At 56.6% G+C, this 14,457-nt stretch carries 12 protein-coding genes; 9 read left to right on the top strand and 3 right to left on the bottom strand.

Features of this window, described 5'->3' with window-relative positions:
* Positions 1-160 precede the first annotated feature (160 nt).
* The 4 genes from ACEW8N_RS02075 to ACEW8N_RS02060 all read left to right on the top strand — a co-directional run bounded on the left by ACEW8N_RS02075 (position 161) and on the right by ACEW8N_RS02060 (position 4,622).
* Complete coding sequence (locus ACEW8N_RS02075; RefSeq protein ID WP_373498129.1) at positions 161-1,840, top strand: AMP-binding protein; 1,680 nt, start codon at positions 161-163, stop codon at positions 1,838-1,840.
* A 192-nt stretch (positions 1,841-2,032) separates the two neighbouring features.
* Entirely contained in the window at positions 2,033-2,377 is a 345-nt protein-coding gene (locus ACEW8N_RS02070; RefSeq protein ID WP_373498128.1) for a hypothetical protein, read from the top strand.
* A 187-nt stretch (positions 2,378-2,564) separates the two neighbouring features.
* On the top strand, positions 2,565-2,768 hold the full coding sequence (locus ACEW8N_RS02065; protein WP_373498127.1) for a hypothetical protein: 204 nt from the start codon (positions 2,565-2,567) through the stop codon (positions 2,766-2,768).
* Between the two features lie 540 nt (positions 2,769-3,308).
* Complete coding sequence (locus ACEW8N_RS02060) at positions 3,309-4,622, top strand: CNNM domain-containing protein (RefSeq protein WP_373498126.1); 1,314 nt, start codon at positions 3,309-3,311, stop codon at positions 4,620-4,622.
* Positions 4,623-4,626: 4 nt separating this feature from the next.
* On the opposite strand, the gene ACEW8N_RS02055 is transcribed toward ACEW8N_RS02060, so the two are convergent.
* Positions 4,627-6,123, bottom strand: coding sequence for a phosphatidylcholine/phosphatidylserine synthase (locus tag ACEW8N_RS02055; protein WP_373498125.1), 1,497 nt, complete (start codon positions 6,121-6,123; stop codon positions 4,627-4,629).
* 329 nt (positions 6,124-6,452) lie between these two features.
* Here ACEW8N_RS02055 and nifU point away from each other — a divergent pair, with 329 nt between their 5' ends.
* Positions 6,453-7,283, top strand: a complete 831-nt coding sequence (gene nifU / locus ACEW8N_RS02050) for a Fe-S cluster assembly protein NifU (RefSeq protein WP_373498124.1) — start codon at positions 6,453-6,455, stop codon at positions 7,281-7,283.
* The gene (gene nifS, locus ACEW8N_RS02045; RefSeq protein ID WP_373498123.1) at positions 7,280-8,449 is read left to right on the top strand and encodes a cysteine desulfurase NifS; all 1,170 of its coding nucleotides are present in this window, start codon (positions 7,280-7,282) and stop codon (positions 8,447-8,449) included. Before nifU ends, nifS begins: the two co-directional genes overlap by 4 nt.
* A 123-nt stretch (positions 8,450-8,572) precedes the next feature.
* Here the strand turns inward: nifS and ACEW8N_RS02040 are convergent, their stop codons facing one another.
* Positions 8,573-8,893: a cupin domain-containing protein gene (locus ACEW8N_RS02040; RefSeq protein WP_373498122.1), complete on the bottom strand. Its 321-nt coding sequence runs from the start codon at positions 8,891-8,893 to the stop codon at positions 8,573-8,575.
* Positions 8,894-9,182: 289 nt separating this feature from the next.
* Between ACEW8N_RS02040 and ACEW8N_RS02035 the strand changes: the two genes are divergently transcribed.
* Together ACEW8N_RS02035 and ACEW8N_RS02030 are read left to right on the top strand one after the other, a co-directional pair.
* On the top strand, positions 9,183-11,855 hold the full coding sequence (locus ACEW8N_RS02035; protein WP_373498121.1) for a CBS domain-containing protein: 2,673 nt from the start codon (positions 9,183-9,185) through the stop codon (positions 11,853-11,855).
* A 90-nt stretch (positions 11,856-11,945) separates the two neighbouring features.
* Positions 11,946-12,179, top strand: coding sequence for a hypothetical protein (locus ACEW8N_RS02030; protein ID WP_373498120.1), 234 nt, complete (start codon positions 11,946-11,948; stop codon positions 12,177-12,179).
* An 87-nt stretch (positions 12,180-12,266) separates the two neighbouring features.
* Here the strand turns inward: ACEW8N_RS02030 and ACEW8N_RS02025 are convergent, their stop codons facing one another.
* Complete coding sequence (locus ACEW8N_RS02025) at positions 12,267-12,836, bottom strand: rhodanese-like domain-containing protein (RefSeq protein WP_373498119.1); 570 nt, start codon at positions 12,834-12,836, stop codon at positions 12,267-12,269.
* Between the two features lie 241 nt (positions 12,837-13,077).
* Here ACEW8N_RS02025 and ACEW8N_RS02020 point away from each other — a divergent pair, with 241 nt between their 5' ends.
* Entirely contained in the window at positions 13,078-14,457 is a 1,380-nt protein-coding gene (locus ACEW8N_RS02020; RefSeq protein ID WP_373498118.1) for a cytochrome ubiquinol oxidase subunit I, read from the top strand.

The following is a 14,457-nucleotide window of genomic DNA, read 5'->3' as shown; positions in this document are numbered from 1 at the left end:
GTGGCACGGGGTCTTCAGAAAAACAGATCATTCACGATGACGGTCACCTTTCACTCCGGGTCCGCCCGGATTTCGGTGAATCGTCAGCGGGGCAGATAGGTCTCGATGTAATGAACTAGGCTACAATCTAACGCGAACAATCGATTTATGGGGAGGATGTATGACGTTACCTCGGTTTGAAGTCGGCAAGACCACCATCGGCCAGTTGGTCGACCTGGTTGCCGACCAGTTCGGCGACAGCAAGGCGGTGATGTATCACAAAGCAGGGATTGATTATACCTACCGGGATTTCCAGAAAGTCTGCAACGACGTGGCGAAGGGGTTCATGGCCCTTGGCGTGGCGAAGGGGGAGCATATCGCCATCTGGGCCAATAATGTCCCGGAGTGGCTCTTCAGCCAGTTCGGCACCGGCAAGATGGGCGGCGTCCTCGTTACCGTCAACACCAACTACCGCAGTTTTGAGCTGGACTACCTGCTGCGGCAGTCCGATGCCACAACGCTGGTGCTGGTCGGCGGCATTCGGGAACCCGACGATTATCTCAAGGTCGTCTACGATGTCTGTCCCGAGCTGAAGGATTGCGAACCCGGCAAGCTTGAGTGCGCCAAGCTTCCCAAGCTGAAGAATGTGGTCCTCCTGGCCAAGGAGCGGCAGCCGGGAATGTTCACCTGGGGCGACGTCATTGAAATGGGGCGGGCCGTATCCGATGCGGACCTTCGTGCGCGGCAGGATTCCATGGATCCCCACGATGTGATCAACATGCAGTATACCTCGGGGACGACCGGGTTCCCCAAGGGTGTCATGCTGACCCACACCAACCTCATCGGCAATGCCAAGAGCATCGCAGGATGCATGAGCCTGTCGTCCAAGGACAACCTCTGCATACCGGTGCCGTTCTTCCACTGCTTCGGCTGCGTACTGGGGACGCTTTCGTGCGTTGTTTCAGCCGCCTGCATGTCGCCGGTGCCGTCCTTTACCCCGACGGAGGTGCTCGAGGTGGTCGAGCACAACAAGTGCACGGCCCTTCACGGGGTCCCCACCATGTTCATCGCCGAACTCGAAGAAATGACGAAGCGGTCATACGATACCTCTTCCCTTCGGACCGGAATCATGGCTGGATCGCCGTGTCCCATCGAGGTCATGAAGAAGGTGGTCGACGTCATGGGCGCCAGGGAGATGACCATTGCCTACGGACAGACCGAGGCCTCGCCGGTGATCACCCAGACCCGCCCGGAGGATTCGCTGGAACGGCGGGTCAGCACCGTCGGACGGGCACTGCCCAACGAAGAGGTCAAAATTATCGATCCGGTAACCTTGGAGACGGTGGCACCGGGAGTCCAGGGAGAGCTGTGCACCCGCGGTTATCACGTGATGAAAGGCTATTACAAGAATCCCGAGGCCACGGCCGACGCCATCGATGCCGAAGGGTGGCTCCATACCGGGGACCTGGCGATCATGGATGAGAAAGGGTATTGCAAGATCACCGGCCGCATCAAGGACATGATCATCCGGGGCGGTGAAAACATCTATCCCAGGGAGATCGAGGAGTTCCTGTATACCCAACCCAAGGTGAAGGACGTCCAGGTGGTCGGGGTTCCGAGCATAAAATACGGCGAAGAGGTGGCGGCGTTCATCCAGCTCAAGGAGGGCGTCGCCGCCGATGAAGCGGAGATGAAGGCCTTCTGTGACGGCAAGATCGCCTTTCACAAGATTCCGGCGTTCTTCCTTTTTGTCAACGAATATCCCACGACGGCCAGCGGCAAGATCCAGAAGTACAAGCTGAGGGAACTGGCGACCACGGCGTTGAACCGCGAGGAAGCGGCAAAAATCGAAACCGCTTAGCGAATAAAACGTTCGGCAATCAGCCTCCGGAACGGGCAATCCGGCCTGGAGGCTGCCTGCGGATTTTCAAGGCACCCCCTTTATACGAAGAGGGTGCTTTTTTTTTGCCGGCGAATCTGGTAAAGAAGGCCAGTTTTTCAAGGTCTGGCGAAGGCACTTCAAGATGCCAATTACTGAAAATGGGGATTAAGGATGACACCTTTTGAACTGGTAAACACGATCAGCAGGGAAATTTCAACATACACCCCGAAACTGGCCGCGGCCGTGAACAAGGCGCTTCTCTATTACGGGGATGGGAGCGCTTTGGTCGGTCTTGGGTACGGAAAAAATGAAAAAGATGAAATCTCTTTCGAAGAGAGCGAATCCATCACGGTCAAAGCGGACGAGTCGCCTGTGGTGATGCTGAAGGTCATGCAGGCCGCGGACTTGATGGAATCCCACTCGGCATGGCGACTGATCGTGGACGTCAGGCCCGCCGACAGGGACGGCCGGATGGAGCTGAGATATACGCTGATTCGGAACCAGGCGCTCTTTTAACGACACGGAACAGGCTCCCGGTGTCTTTCATCCCGGCATCGGTACCGCGCTGACGGAAGCCTCATTTGAAGATAAAAGCCATCATTTCTTTTGACATCCCCGGCCGGGGTAACCTATATTATGAAACAGGGCAAGATGGACTGTAAGGGCCGGGCGGCCCTGAATCACCCTATTACAGGAGGCTAACATGGCGGAAGAACGCATTTCCAGAGACGACATCCTCCGCATCGCCGAAGGATTGAAGTCAATTGAAGACGGTGTCGAGAAAATACAGGCGGTCATGCGAAGAAAGAAAATTAAGTCCATCAAGGATATCGCTGCGGAACTGATTCCGGTATTCCAATCGGATGACGACTCGCTGTCGGAGTCCGTCATCAACCGTTTAACGTGATAGTGAAAAAAATCTTGACAGACCGGTCCCTTTTGCGGAAAAGCAAGACCTCAACCAACCATCCCCTGGCCGGATGACCTATGGTGAGCCAGGGGATGCAAGCCGTCCCACCAGTCATCTTACCATGCCGTAACAAGAGGAAATAAAGGAAGACATGCACCCAAATCGGATGCCGCCGCCTTGATCAGATCTGTGGATGGAAAACCACGGTCCGTGCGGGGAGGTCTGAAGAACTGTTTCCGCCGCCCCGCCGTCGTTTGGCAATCCCCATCCACTTCCAGGAATATCCCCCGAGCGCCGGAATTGACGAGCACTCGACCGAACGGTCCTTGGCCCCGGACATCGCGCAACTGAGGGCCTATGACGCCGGAGGTTGCCGTTTGATCGGGACGCCAAGGGGAACACCATTGCCATCAGGCAGGGAAGCCTCATGAAACTCTCAAAGATTCAATCGCCGGCAGACGCCGTAAACCTGTCTTTTTGGCGTATCTTCTCGATACACAAAAAGATTTTTTATCAATAAACAATTAAGGATGATTAATGGCTATCCTGATTACAATTGTATCAATAACCCTAATAGTATCATTTATATGCTCGCTGTACGAAGCCATTCTCTATTCCACCCGGCTGGGAACTCTGGAGGCGGAAAAAACCGGGGGGAAACGAAAGGCCCAGGCGATCAAGATGATCCAAATGAAGAGCAAGATTTCCGTGCCCATTTCCGCCATCCTGATCTTGAATACGGTGGCCCATACCGCCGGTGCCACCCTTTCCGGGATGTATGCCAGCAGGGTCCTGGGCGATGCCATGGTGCCCATGTTTTCCCTTGTATTTACCGTGGCCGTACTCTATCTAACCGAGATAGTTCCTAAAACAATCGGCGTGGTGCACTGGCGTTCGCTGTGGCCCACCATCATCTGGCCCCTCACCATCCTGAAATATGCGCTGTACCCGCTGATTTTCATCACCCAGAAGTTTTCCCAAATGATGATGCGGGACGACGGCAAGGGCCCCGCGGTGACGGAGGAGGATATCCTGGGGACCATCCGCCTGGGCGCGAGGGGCGGCGAAATTTCACAGTGGGAGAGCTTGATGCTCCACAATATCATCAGCCTGGAGGGCAAGCCCGTTGAAGAGATCATGACGCCGAGGACGGTGATGTTCACCCTGGATGAAGAGATGACGGTCGGGGCGGCGGTCGGGCCGGCGAGGGAAAGAGGGTTCACCCGGATACCCGTCTACCGGGGGGATCGGGAGAACATCGTCGGGTATATCATGACCCATGATCTCAGCTCCGCCCAGATTCAGAGCGAGCCGGAGACCCGCCTGGCGGCCATCACCAAACCCATCATGTTTGTCCGCGCGGAGGAAAACTGTCTGGTCCTCCTCACCACTTTCCTCAAAAAGAGGCTTCATATCGCCATCATCGGGGATGAATACGGCGGCGTTTCGGGTCTTGTGACGCTGGAGGATCTCATCGAGACGGTGTTGGGAACGGAGATCGTTGATGAAAACGATTCCGTTGTGGACCTTCAGAAAATGGCCAGAAAGCGGATGCAGAAGCGCTTCTACCTTGAAAAGGAGATGGAGAACACCGAACAGCATCCGGATCCGGGAGGATCCAAGGAAATCCGGGAAAATGGGACGGGCGCCGAGTGGATGATGGATCTTGAGCAGCCGGATGCCACTGATGGCGGCCGGTATCCGGCATTCGACGAATTTGCCGAGAGTTGGGAAAAGGAGGGTGATGCAGGCGGCATGAAGGGGAAACAGGCCGGCGCGGATCGACCTGAGGAATACGAGGCGGATGATTTTGGCCAGAAGGCGAAAAAGGCTCCGCCGGCAGATGCGTGATGGGTTATCTCTGGTCGCCCGGCCCGCTGTTGCGGGTCTCCTTTTCGGCGACATCCGGGGCGATTCGCCAGGTCACCAAGGGCGACAGAAGATATAGAAAACCATAACAAAAGGCAAAATGACCCAGATAGGGCGTGAAAACGAAGACGAACAACAGGAGCAGGGTGCACCGGGCGAACCAGGGCTGCCGGCTCATGAAGCGCCCCAGATGGAGATAATGAATCGGATAGAGGTTCATGATGATGGCGTTGAAAACCATGAGCGCGGCGCAGAAAATTCCCCAGAAGGGCACCCAGTCCGGAGCGCTCTGAGCGGCCTGGCTCAGCATGATGAGCGGCGCCGTGACGAAAAGGGCGGCGGCCGGTGTTGGCATCCCCTTGAAAAAACCTGGAATCGGAGATTTGTCCAGGGTGAAATAGATCAGCCGGATGATCCCCATGAGCGCATAAAAGACAGCGATCGGCCCAGCGGCGATCTTGTGAATGAAGGGATCTTGAATGCCTGAAAAGGCGATATAAAACATCCATGCCGGGACGATGCAGAAACTGACCCCGTCGGCCAGATCATCCATGACCCCCCCCACATTGATTTTCGGCAGGGGCCGGTCCACCGCTTCCGGAAGGGGGGTGGTGAGCCCCAGGCGTCTGGCCACCGCGCCGTCCAACTTGTCGAACATGGCGGCGCCGATCAGCAGCATGAAGGCTTCGCGAAACCGCCACTCATAGGCGAAAAAGACCGCCAGGAGCCCCATCATCGCATTCATCACCGTGAGCGCGTTCGGAAAAAAAGATAAGATCCGGCGCCGCAGCACCTCGTCGTCCAGACAGAGATCATCCAGGCAATAATTTCCATATTTCCGGCAATAGGCGGCAATGGACCCGAAGGTGATGATGAAAAACAGGATCTCAATGAAAAAGAGTCCGCGGACCGGCAGGTTGCCGAGCCATGAGATCCAGACGTAAAGCTTGGAGGTCGCAGGGCCGTTGGGGATTTCAGGGACATAGAACGCATGGGCGTAGAGCAGGGCGCTCACCGGCGCCGCCACAATGGTCCTGAGACGTGTAAATTCGCTGGGTTCCGGCTCCTGACCCTGGCGGATGGCAAAATTGCGCATGAAGCTGGCGAAATTGTCTCTCACCAGGACGGCGATGCACATGAGCAGCACGAATATGGCATGAAGCAGTTCGATCCGGCTGTAGTGGGGCGAGAGGTTGACCAGGCGCCACATGATGCCGACGGCGATGAGCGGGAAAATGATCGAGTAGACGAGCTTGTCCATGATGCGGTCCGCAAGCTGCGCAAGCGTCGGATGCGGCTGAAAGCGCGCGGCGAACCATCCGTCCACCAGATCAAAGGTCATGGAGATGAACAGCAGCGTGACGCCCAGTGTATAGAGAACCGGGCTGCGGTTCCACATCACGCCGATGGCGCAGAGCATCCCCGCGAAAACGAGAAGGGGGCGGCCGTAGACCAAGATGGCCGTAGCTTTCTTTGATATCAATAACCTGCGCGACATAAGGCACTCTTTCCGGTTCGCATTCCAAATGAAGTCGATCCTCAAAAGGCATTCAACAAGCCATCCAGACCCAACGCTGCCGGATCCGGAAATCTATTTCCGCTGTGACCGCGATAACAGGAAGGCAATCATAAAAGAAAGCGCCAGGTGTGTCAAGAAATGGAAGCCGCCCTCGACATCGCCATGCGCCGCCGGCGGGTTTCTTTTTTCAGGGGGATGATTATTACTTGGAAGGTACGCGGAACTGAAGGTTTTCTTTGTGGAAAGCCCAATGGTTGAAGCCGGAACGTCAAGAACAACCCGGGAGGGAATCAATGTGGGAATATTCTGATAAGGTTAAGGATCATTTTTTAAATCCTCGGAATGTCGGGGTCATAGAAGACGCCGACGGTGTGGGAGAGGTCGGGTCCATATCCTGCGGCGACGCCCTGAAGCTGACCTTCAAGGTCGACGAGGATGATCGGATCGTGGATGTCAAGTTTCAGACCTTCGGATGCGCCAGCGCCATTGCATCCTCTTCCGCCCTGACGGAAATGCTGAAAGGCAGGACGATCGAGGAGGCTGAAAAAATAACGAATGATGATATCGCCAACTATCTGGGCGGTCTTCCCAAGGAAAAGATGCATTGTTCGGTCATGGGCCAGGAGGCCCTGGAAAAGGCGATTGCATGCTACCGGGGCAAACCTCTCGAAGAGAAAGAGGGCGAGCTGGTCTGTGAATGCTTCGGGGTGACGGATGTGGAGATCCGGCGCGTCCTGACGGATCATCATCTGGCCGCCGTCGAGGATGTGACCAATTATATCAAGGCCGGCGGCGGGTGCGGAAAATGCCAGGACCGGATCCAGGAACTCATCAACGAGGTGACGGGGCAGACCCCTCCGGTGAAAGAAGAGCGCCCACGGATGAGCAACATCCAGAAGATAAGGCTGATCGAGGAGACGCTGGAGCGGGAAATCAAGCCGGTTCTGAAGCAGGACGGCGGGGATATCGATCTGGTCGATGTGGAAGGAAACCGGGTGCAGGTGAAGCTCCGGGGCTCCTGCTCCAGTTGCAGTGCCGCTCAGATCACCCTCGAAGCTTTCGTGGAAAAGAAGCTTCGCGAGTTCGTGCTTCCGGAGTTGGTCGTAGAGGAGGTGCGGTCATGAAAATGGTTTATTTAGACAATAATGCCACAACCGCTGTTGCGCCGGAGGTCGTGGAGGAGATGCTGCCCTATCTGAGGGACCACTATGGAAATCCCTCGAGCATGTACGGCATGGCACGACAGACGGCCTTGAAAATACGGGAGTCGCGCGCCAGGGTGGCCGGTCTCCTGGGGGCCTCCCCGGAAGAGATCGTTTTTACGAGCTGCGGAACGGAGAGCGACAGCACCGCCATTTGGGCCGCAATCCGGACAACCCCCCTGAAACGGCACATCATGACCAGTCGTGTCGAACATTCCGCCATCAAGAATCTATACGAATACCTCGCCCACAACGGCTACCGGGTGACCTTCGTTCCGGTGGATGGCAAGGGCCGGCTCGATCTCGATTATCTTTACGATCATTTGAGCGAGGACACCGCCGTGGTCAGCCTGATGTGGGCCAACAACGAGACCGGAGTCCTGTTTCCCGTGGCGGAGGTCGCCCGGGAGGTCAAGGCCCGGGGCGTGGTGTTCCACACGGATGCCGTTCAGGCGGTGGGAAAGATTCCCATGGACATCGACCGGACCGACATCGATCTGCTCTCCCTTTCCGGCCACAAGCTTCATGCCCCCAAGGGAGTGGGCGCCCTCTACGTGCGAAAGGGGACGAAGTTCACGCCGTTTATGATCGGCGGCCACCAGGAGGGAAACCGACGGGGCGGCACGGAGAACGTATCCTCCATCGTGGCCCTGGGAAAGGCCGCGGAGCTTGCCGCGGGTCTCCTGGAAGAGGAAAACACCCGGGTGAAGGCGCTGCGGGACCGACTCGAATCCGGTATCCTGGCGGCCGTTCCCCACGCCATCATCAACGGCGACACGGAACACCGGCTGCCCAATACGACCAACATCTCGTTTGAATACATCGAGGGGGAATCGATCCTTCTGATGATGGATGAACTGGGCATCTGCGCCTCGTCAGGCTCGGCCTGCACCTCGGGGTCGCTGGAGCCGTCCCATGTGCTGAGGGCCATGGGCGTGCCCTACACGGCCGCCCACGGATCGGTTAGGTTCAGCCTCAGCGTCTACAACACCCGGGAAGAAATCGATTACGTGATCGAAAAGCTTCCTCCCATCATCGAACGGCTCAGGGCCATGTCCCCCTTCTGGAAGTCGGCCCAGGCCGGCTGACGCGTGCCGGGGGGGCGGGCGCTGCCCCTGAACCGTCGCCGTGCGGGGACCGGTTCACGGCCGCGGACCCTCGCGGGGGATGCGTCTTCGTCGGGGCCTTCTTCGCGCCGTGGGCAGGGCGTGTCAGCGATAGTCCTCCCGCACCGGGTGGAATACATCGAGTATGCGGCAGTCTGTCAGCGCTTTTCCGGAATGGACCGCGTTTGGCGGGATCACCACCACGTCTCCGGGAACAAGGGCGCGGGTGTCGCCGTCCACGGTGAATTCGAATTTTCCGGCGAGCATGTTCACGACCTGCTCGTGGGGGTGGGCGTGCCCCGGAAGCGCCGCACCCCTGTCGATTTCCCAGTAGGCGAATGTCATGGATTCGGCGTGGACAAACCTCACCGTAAACCCCTGAACCAGTTCCCTTGCCTCGATAGAATCAAGCTGATGGTATTGCATTGTGTCCCTCTGCCGGTGTCGTGGTATGCATCTGATGCGCCATCGCCCTGCGCTTCTCCGGGCGTTATGCGGGAGGCGGGGGCGTTTTTTCCAGGCATCCTGCCGTGCGTTCTTTCACCTTAACCGTCCATACAACAGAACGCCTTTCAAATCGAGGCCGTTTTGATTCGTCGGAACATTCGCCGGCAAGGCAACCTGCGTCTTGATCAAGCGGCCCGGAAGGGTGTATGTTACAAATCCACTGCATCCTGGCGCCATTTCCATCAAATGCGAATCCATCTGGAGGCCTATGGGAGAGACGACGGACACCACCGCAGCGCAGGGGCTGACGGTTATCACGACCCACATGAATGCCGATTTTGATGCCATGGCATGCATGCTTGCGGCCCAGAAGCTTTATCCCGACGGGATTGTCGTCTTTCCCGGATCCCATGAGAAGACGCTCCGGAACTTTTTCGTTCAGTCGATGGTGTATCTTTTCAATATGGCCGATATCCGGGATATCGACTTTCAGAATATCCGGCGCCTGGTGCTGGTCGATACGCGGCAGCCGGCACGGATCGGCCGATTTTCGGAGATCCTCGATAAGAAGGACCTGGAAATCCATATCTACGATCATCATCCGCCGCTCAAGAACGACATCCGAGGCCAGGTCGAGGTGATCGAACCCACCGGCGCGGCCATCACCATCCTGGCCCGAATGATCAAGGACCGGAATATCCCCCTGTCGGACAACGAGGCCACGATCATGTGCCTGGGCCTGTACGAGGATACGGGGTCGTTTACATTTACCTCGACGACCGAAGCGGATTTTCTGACCGCGGCCTTTCTCCTGTCCCAGGGGGCGAAGCTGGACATTATCTCCAACCTGACGGCGCGGGAGATGAGTTTTGAGCAGGTGGGGGTCCTGAACGACATGCTTCAGGCCGTCGTCCGGCACCATATCAAAGGCGTCGAGATCGCCATGACCTCGGTCAGCACCGAACACTACGTGCCGGACTTTGCGTTCCTGGTTCACAAGATGGTCAAGATGGAAAACATCCCGGTGATCTTCGCCATCGGCCGAATGGACAGCAAGATCTATCTGGTGGCCAGAAGCCGGAACCCGGACGTGGATGTCGGGGGCATCATCGGGAGAATGGGCGGCGGTGGCCATGCCTTCGCCGCATCGGCATCCATCAAGAACAAGACGCTCATCCAGGTGGAACAGGAGCTGATCGATATTCTTTACCAGGAGGTGAGATCGAGCAAGCAGGCCCGGGACCTGATGTCTTCTCCGGCGATCCACGTCAAGGCCGATATGCCGCTGGAAGAGGCCCGAAACCTCATGACCCGCTATAATGTCAATGCCCTCCTGGTGACCGAAATCGAGGGCGGCCGGGAGATGCTTATGGGATACATCTCTCGTCAGATTATCGCCAAAGCCCTGTACCTCAAGCTGGACCAGGCCGCGGTGCGCGAATACATGTCCACGGAGATCGGGACGGTCGGCCCGGAAGCGGAGCTCCCGGACATCCAGGCGCAGATCATCGAGAACAAGCAGCGCATTCTGCCTGTGGTGGACGACGGAAAAATCGTGGGCGTCATCACCCGGACCGATCTGCTCAATATCCTGATTCAGCAGCGCGACTACGGCGACAGAAAGCAGATGAATCCCTTCATGGAGGTGACGAACGCGAGGACGCGAAGCATCCTCCGGCAGATGAAGGAGCGCCTTACGGACTACATCATGGAGATCCTCGTGAGCGTCGGCCAGGTGGCGGACGAGCTTGGATACGGCGCCTACGTGGTCGGCGGCTTTGTCCGCGATCTTTTTCTCTATCGCCTCAACGAGGATATCGATATCGTCATCGAGGGAAACGGCATCGAGTTCGCCAAGACCTTCGCCCGGCTGAGAAAAGCCCGCATCCATACGTACGACAAATTCGGGACGGCGGTGGTCATTTTTCCCGATGGATTCAAGATCGATGTCGCGACCGCCCGCATGGAATACTATCGGTTTCCCGCGGACCTGCCCAATGTGGAAATGAGCTCCATCAAGCTGGACCTGTTCCGAAGGGATTTTACCGTCAACACCCTGGCGATTCAATTGAATGCCGACAAATTCGGCACCTTGATCGACTTTTTCGCCGCCCAGAAAGACATCAAGGAGAAGGTCATCCGGATCCTCCACAACCTGAGCTTCGTGGAGGACCCGACCCGCATTTTCAGGGCGATCCGGTTTGAGCAGCGCTTCGGGTTCACCATCGGCAAGCTGACCTCGGACCTGATCAAAAATGCGGTGAGGATGGAGTTTTTCAAGAAGCTGAGCGGGCGGCGGATCTTCAACGAGATTCGTCAGATCCTGGAGGAGGCGGACCCGGCCCCGGCGGTTCGGCGCCTCCATGATTTTGACCTGCTGAAGTACATCCATCCGGATTTAAAGCCGTCGGCGAGGCTGCTCGCCAATTTCCAGGCGGTGAAAAAGGTTCTGGACTGGCACGATCTGCTTTTCCTGGAAGAAAAGTACCATCAATGGGTGGTGTATTTCATGGTTCTTCTCCGCCAGTTCAAACCGGATGTCACGAAATCCATCTGTGAAAAGTTTGAAATGGCGTCCCGATACCAGGCCATCTTCCTGGAGGAAAGATACCCGGCCGACCAGTGCCTCTTTTGGCTGCGGCGGAACATGCCCCTGGAGAACAGCAAGATCTATCGTGAACTCTCCGTGTTTCGGGTGGAACTGCTTCTCTATATGATGAGCATCACCCAAAACGAGGCGGTTCAGAAGATGATCTCCAATTATTTCACTCATCTCAGGCAGATTACCACCTCGATCGGGGGCAAGGACCTGCAGCGGATCGGCGTCAAGCCGGGCCCGGTTTACCGTGAGATACTCGACGCCACCCTGAATGCGAAACTGAACGGCCGGATCAAGACGCGGAGCGATGAGCTGAATTTTGCCCGAAACTATATGGCATGACACATTCCCGCCCGTGGATTTGACATCCGCCCGCGGGTTCTTAGAATTTCAATAGATGTATGGTGAAAACTTCATTCAAGGGAGGTTGTTATGGAAACTCTTGTGACTCCCCCGCATAAAATCATGTTGGACCTTGCGAAGCTCAATGAACTCAATTCCAAGGGATACGCAGGAAAATTCTGTTTGGGGGATACGGTGGTGCTGGCGTGCGGCGGATGGGAAGGCGGCCCGAGGTATATCCATGAGCGGGATGCCGTATACGATAAGATCGCGCGAAGCTATATCGAACGAAAGTGTTACGCGGCGCGGAAAATCAACGATTAAATTCTGAAAGCGTGGGCGTATTCATCATGGGGCGGAACATCCGGAGCAGCCATGGGCAACGGATGGGCCGCCCTTTTTTGTGATGCTTCAGAAAAGACGTTCCAGGGGCCGGAACACGACGCTGTCATAGCCTGCGGGAGGGTAATTCCATTTCTTGCCGTAGACATGGATGCGGCGGGTTTCCGCTCCGTTTTCATAGACCTTCCCGCCCTCCAGGACCCATGCCAGCAATCCCCCGGCCAGATTGCGGATCTGAATGCCTTTTGCGGCCATTTCTTCCGCAAACTTCCCGCTGCGGTAGCTGATGGTGCAGTACCCGATGATTATATGGTCATGGTAGAACGCCGGATGAAGCAGAAAGGCCTCTTTCGATATGGCGCCGGGCAGTGCGGAAACGGCCATTTCCTCTGCCGTGCGGATATCCAGGAAAACCACCTTCCCCGCTTTCATGAGCGCCATGGCTTTTAGAGGAGAGACATCCGTCACTGCGGGGAATTTTTTCTTGTAGCCCGCATACATCCCGTAGACGATCTCCTTTTTTTCGTCGTCCGAGAGAGATGCCCCGGCCATGACCTCCCGGGGCATCGCGATCATCCATATCATGATCATGCCCATCATGGCGGATGCCATGGGGGCCGCGGTGATGGCTCTCATCATTCGGGACACCTTTGATCGGTAAGATTTTCTTCTGATTTCAGACGAACTATATGACATGCGTCCGGTCTCCTGTCAACAGACCGACGGCTGCGGGACGCAGTTGAAAAGCGGCAGATTCATCTTACTATTTTGTTTTACATCACCGGCAAATTGCCCTATAGAAGATGATGAAATATGATTGTCGCATATTTTCGTATAGTTCGGGGCAGCACCAACCATCCCTGAAACCATGGAGACATTGATGGACCTTATCACCCTATCCCGTCTGCAGTTTGCTTTTACAACCGCTTTTCATATTCTGTTTCCGACCTTCACCATCGGACTGGCGTTTTTTCTCGTCATTGTCGAAGCGCTCTGGCTCAGAAGCCGGGACGAGATGTACTATCGCATGTACCGTTTCTGGGTGAAGATATTTGCACTTCACTTTGCGGTCGGGGTGGTCAGCGGCATCACCCTGGAGTTTGAGTTCGGCACCAATTTCGCCCGGTTTTCCCAGTATGTCGGCAATGTCCTGGCGCCGCTCCTGGCATTCGAAGGGATGACCGCCTTTTTCCTGGAGGCCGGTTTTCTGGGGATCATGCTCTTTGGCTGGAACCGGGTGTCGCCGCTCATCCATTTCCTGGCCACGTGCCTGGTGGCGCTGGGGGCCACCCTCTCCTCCTTCTGGATCATGGCGGCCAACGCCTGGATGCAGACGCCGGCCGGCTTTGAGATGGTCGACGGAACGCTGCTGGTGAAAAGCTTCCGGGAGGTCATCTTCAACCCGGCCTTTCCGACCCACTTAGGCCACATGATCCTTGCGGCCTATGAGACCACGGCATTTGCCATCGCCGGGATCTCCGCCTGGTTTCTTCTCAGAGAGCAGCACGTTGAGTTCTACCGGCGCTCCCTCAAGATCGCCCTCATCATGGCGGCGGTGATGGCCCCCGCCCAGGGGGTGATCGGAGATCTGAAGGGGCTGGTCACGGCCCGCCACCAGCCGGCCAAACTGGCCGCAATGGAAGGGCACTGGGAGACCAACACCCAGGGGGGCGCCGCGTTCAACCTTTTTGCGATCCCCGACATGGGAGCGGAACGGAACCGGTTTGAGGTCTCCATCCCCAACGGCCTGAGCTATCTGATCACCCATACCAGAGACGGGAAGGTCCAGGGGCTGAAGGATTTTCCCAAAGAAGACCGACCCAATGCCCTGATCACCTACTGGTCGTTCCGGGTCATGGTGGGCATTGGTTTCCTGTTCATCGGCATCATGCTGTGGGCGCTGATCCTGGCCGTTCGGAAGCGGATCTATGACACCACGCCATTCCTGAAGACCCTGGTGCTCGTTCAGCCGTTGGGATTCATAGCCGTTGTCATGGGATGGATCACCACGGAGGTCGGCAGGCAGCCCTGGGTTGTTTACGGACTCATGCGCACCTCCGACGGGGTCTCCCCCATTCATGCGGGAAACGTTCTCTGGTCCTTCATCGTTTTCATCGTATTTTTCGGGATTATCGGTTCAAGCTATTTCTATTATATCCTCAACATTCTGAGAAGCGGACCGGACATGACCAGCCCCATTCCACCCGTCCAGATGCCTTCGGGCATGCGGCCCGTTGAGGATGTGGTAAAGGAGGTATAG

The sequence above is a fragment of the Desulfococcus sp. genome (genome assembly GCF_041737845.1).
Taxonomy (GTDB): Bacteria; Desulfobacterota; Desulfobacteria; order Desulfobacterales; family Desulfococcaceae; genus Desulfococcus.
The sequence above is the reverse complement of the archived record's forward strand: the minus strand, read 5'-3'. Positions and strand labels throughout refer to the sequence as shown.

What these genes read in the sequence shown, in the direction of transcription:
- nifS (WP_373498123.1), top strand. Translation starts at nt 7,280, where the DNA reads ATGAAAATGGTTTATTTAGACAATAATGCCACAACCGCTGTTGCGCCG.
- ACEW8N_RS02065 (WP_373498127.1), top strand. Translation starts at nt 2,565, where the DNA reads ATGGCGGAAGAACGCATTTCCAGAGACGACATCCTCCGCATCGCCGAA.
- ACEW8N_RS02060 (WP_373498126.1), top strand. Translation starts at nt 3,309, where the DNA reads ATGGCTATCCTGATTACAATTGTATCAATAACCCTAATAGTATCATTT.
- ACEW8N_RS02025 (WP_373498119.1), bottom strand. Translation starts at nt 12,836, where the DNA reads ATGATGAGAGCCATCACCGCGGCCCCCATGGCATCCGCCATGATGGGC.
- ACEW8N_RS02070 (WP_373498128.1), top strand. Translation starts at nt 2,033, where the DNA reads ATGACACCTTTTGAACTGGTAAACACGATCAGCAGGGAAATTTCAACA.
- ACEW8N_RS02030 (WP_373498120.1), top strand. Translation starts at nt 11,946, where the DNA reads ATGGAAACTCTTGTGACTCCCCCGCATAAAATCATGTTGGACCTTGCG.
- ACEW8N_RS02020 (WP_373498118.1), top strand. Translation starts at nt 13,078, where the DNA reads ATGGACCTTATCACCCTATCCCGTCTGCAGTTTGCTTTTACAACCGCT.
- ACEW8N_RS02035 (WP_373498121.1), top strand. Translation starts at nt 9,183, where the DNA reads ATGGGAGAGACGACGGACACCACCGCAGCGCAGGGGCTGACGGTTATC.
- ACEW8N_RS02075 (WP_373498129.1), top strand. Translation starts at nt 161, where the DNA reads ATGACGTTACCTCGGTTTGAAGTCGGCAAGACCACCATCGGCCAGTTG.
- ACEW8N_RS02040 (WP_373498122.1), bottom strand. Translation starts at nt 8,893, where the DNA reads ATGCAATACCATCAGCTTGATTCTATCGAGGCAAGGGAACTGGTTCAG.
- nifU (WP_373498124.1), top strand. Translation starts at nt 6,453, where the DNA reads ATGTGGGAATATTCTGATAAGGTTAAGGATCATTTTTTAAATCCTCGG.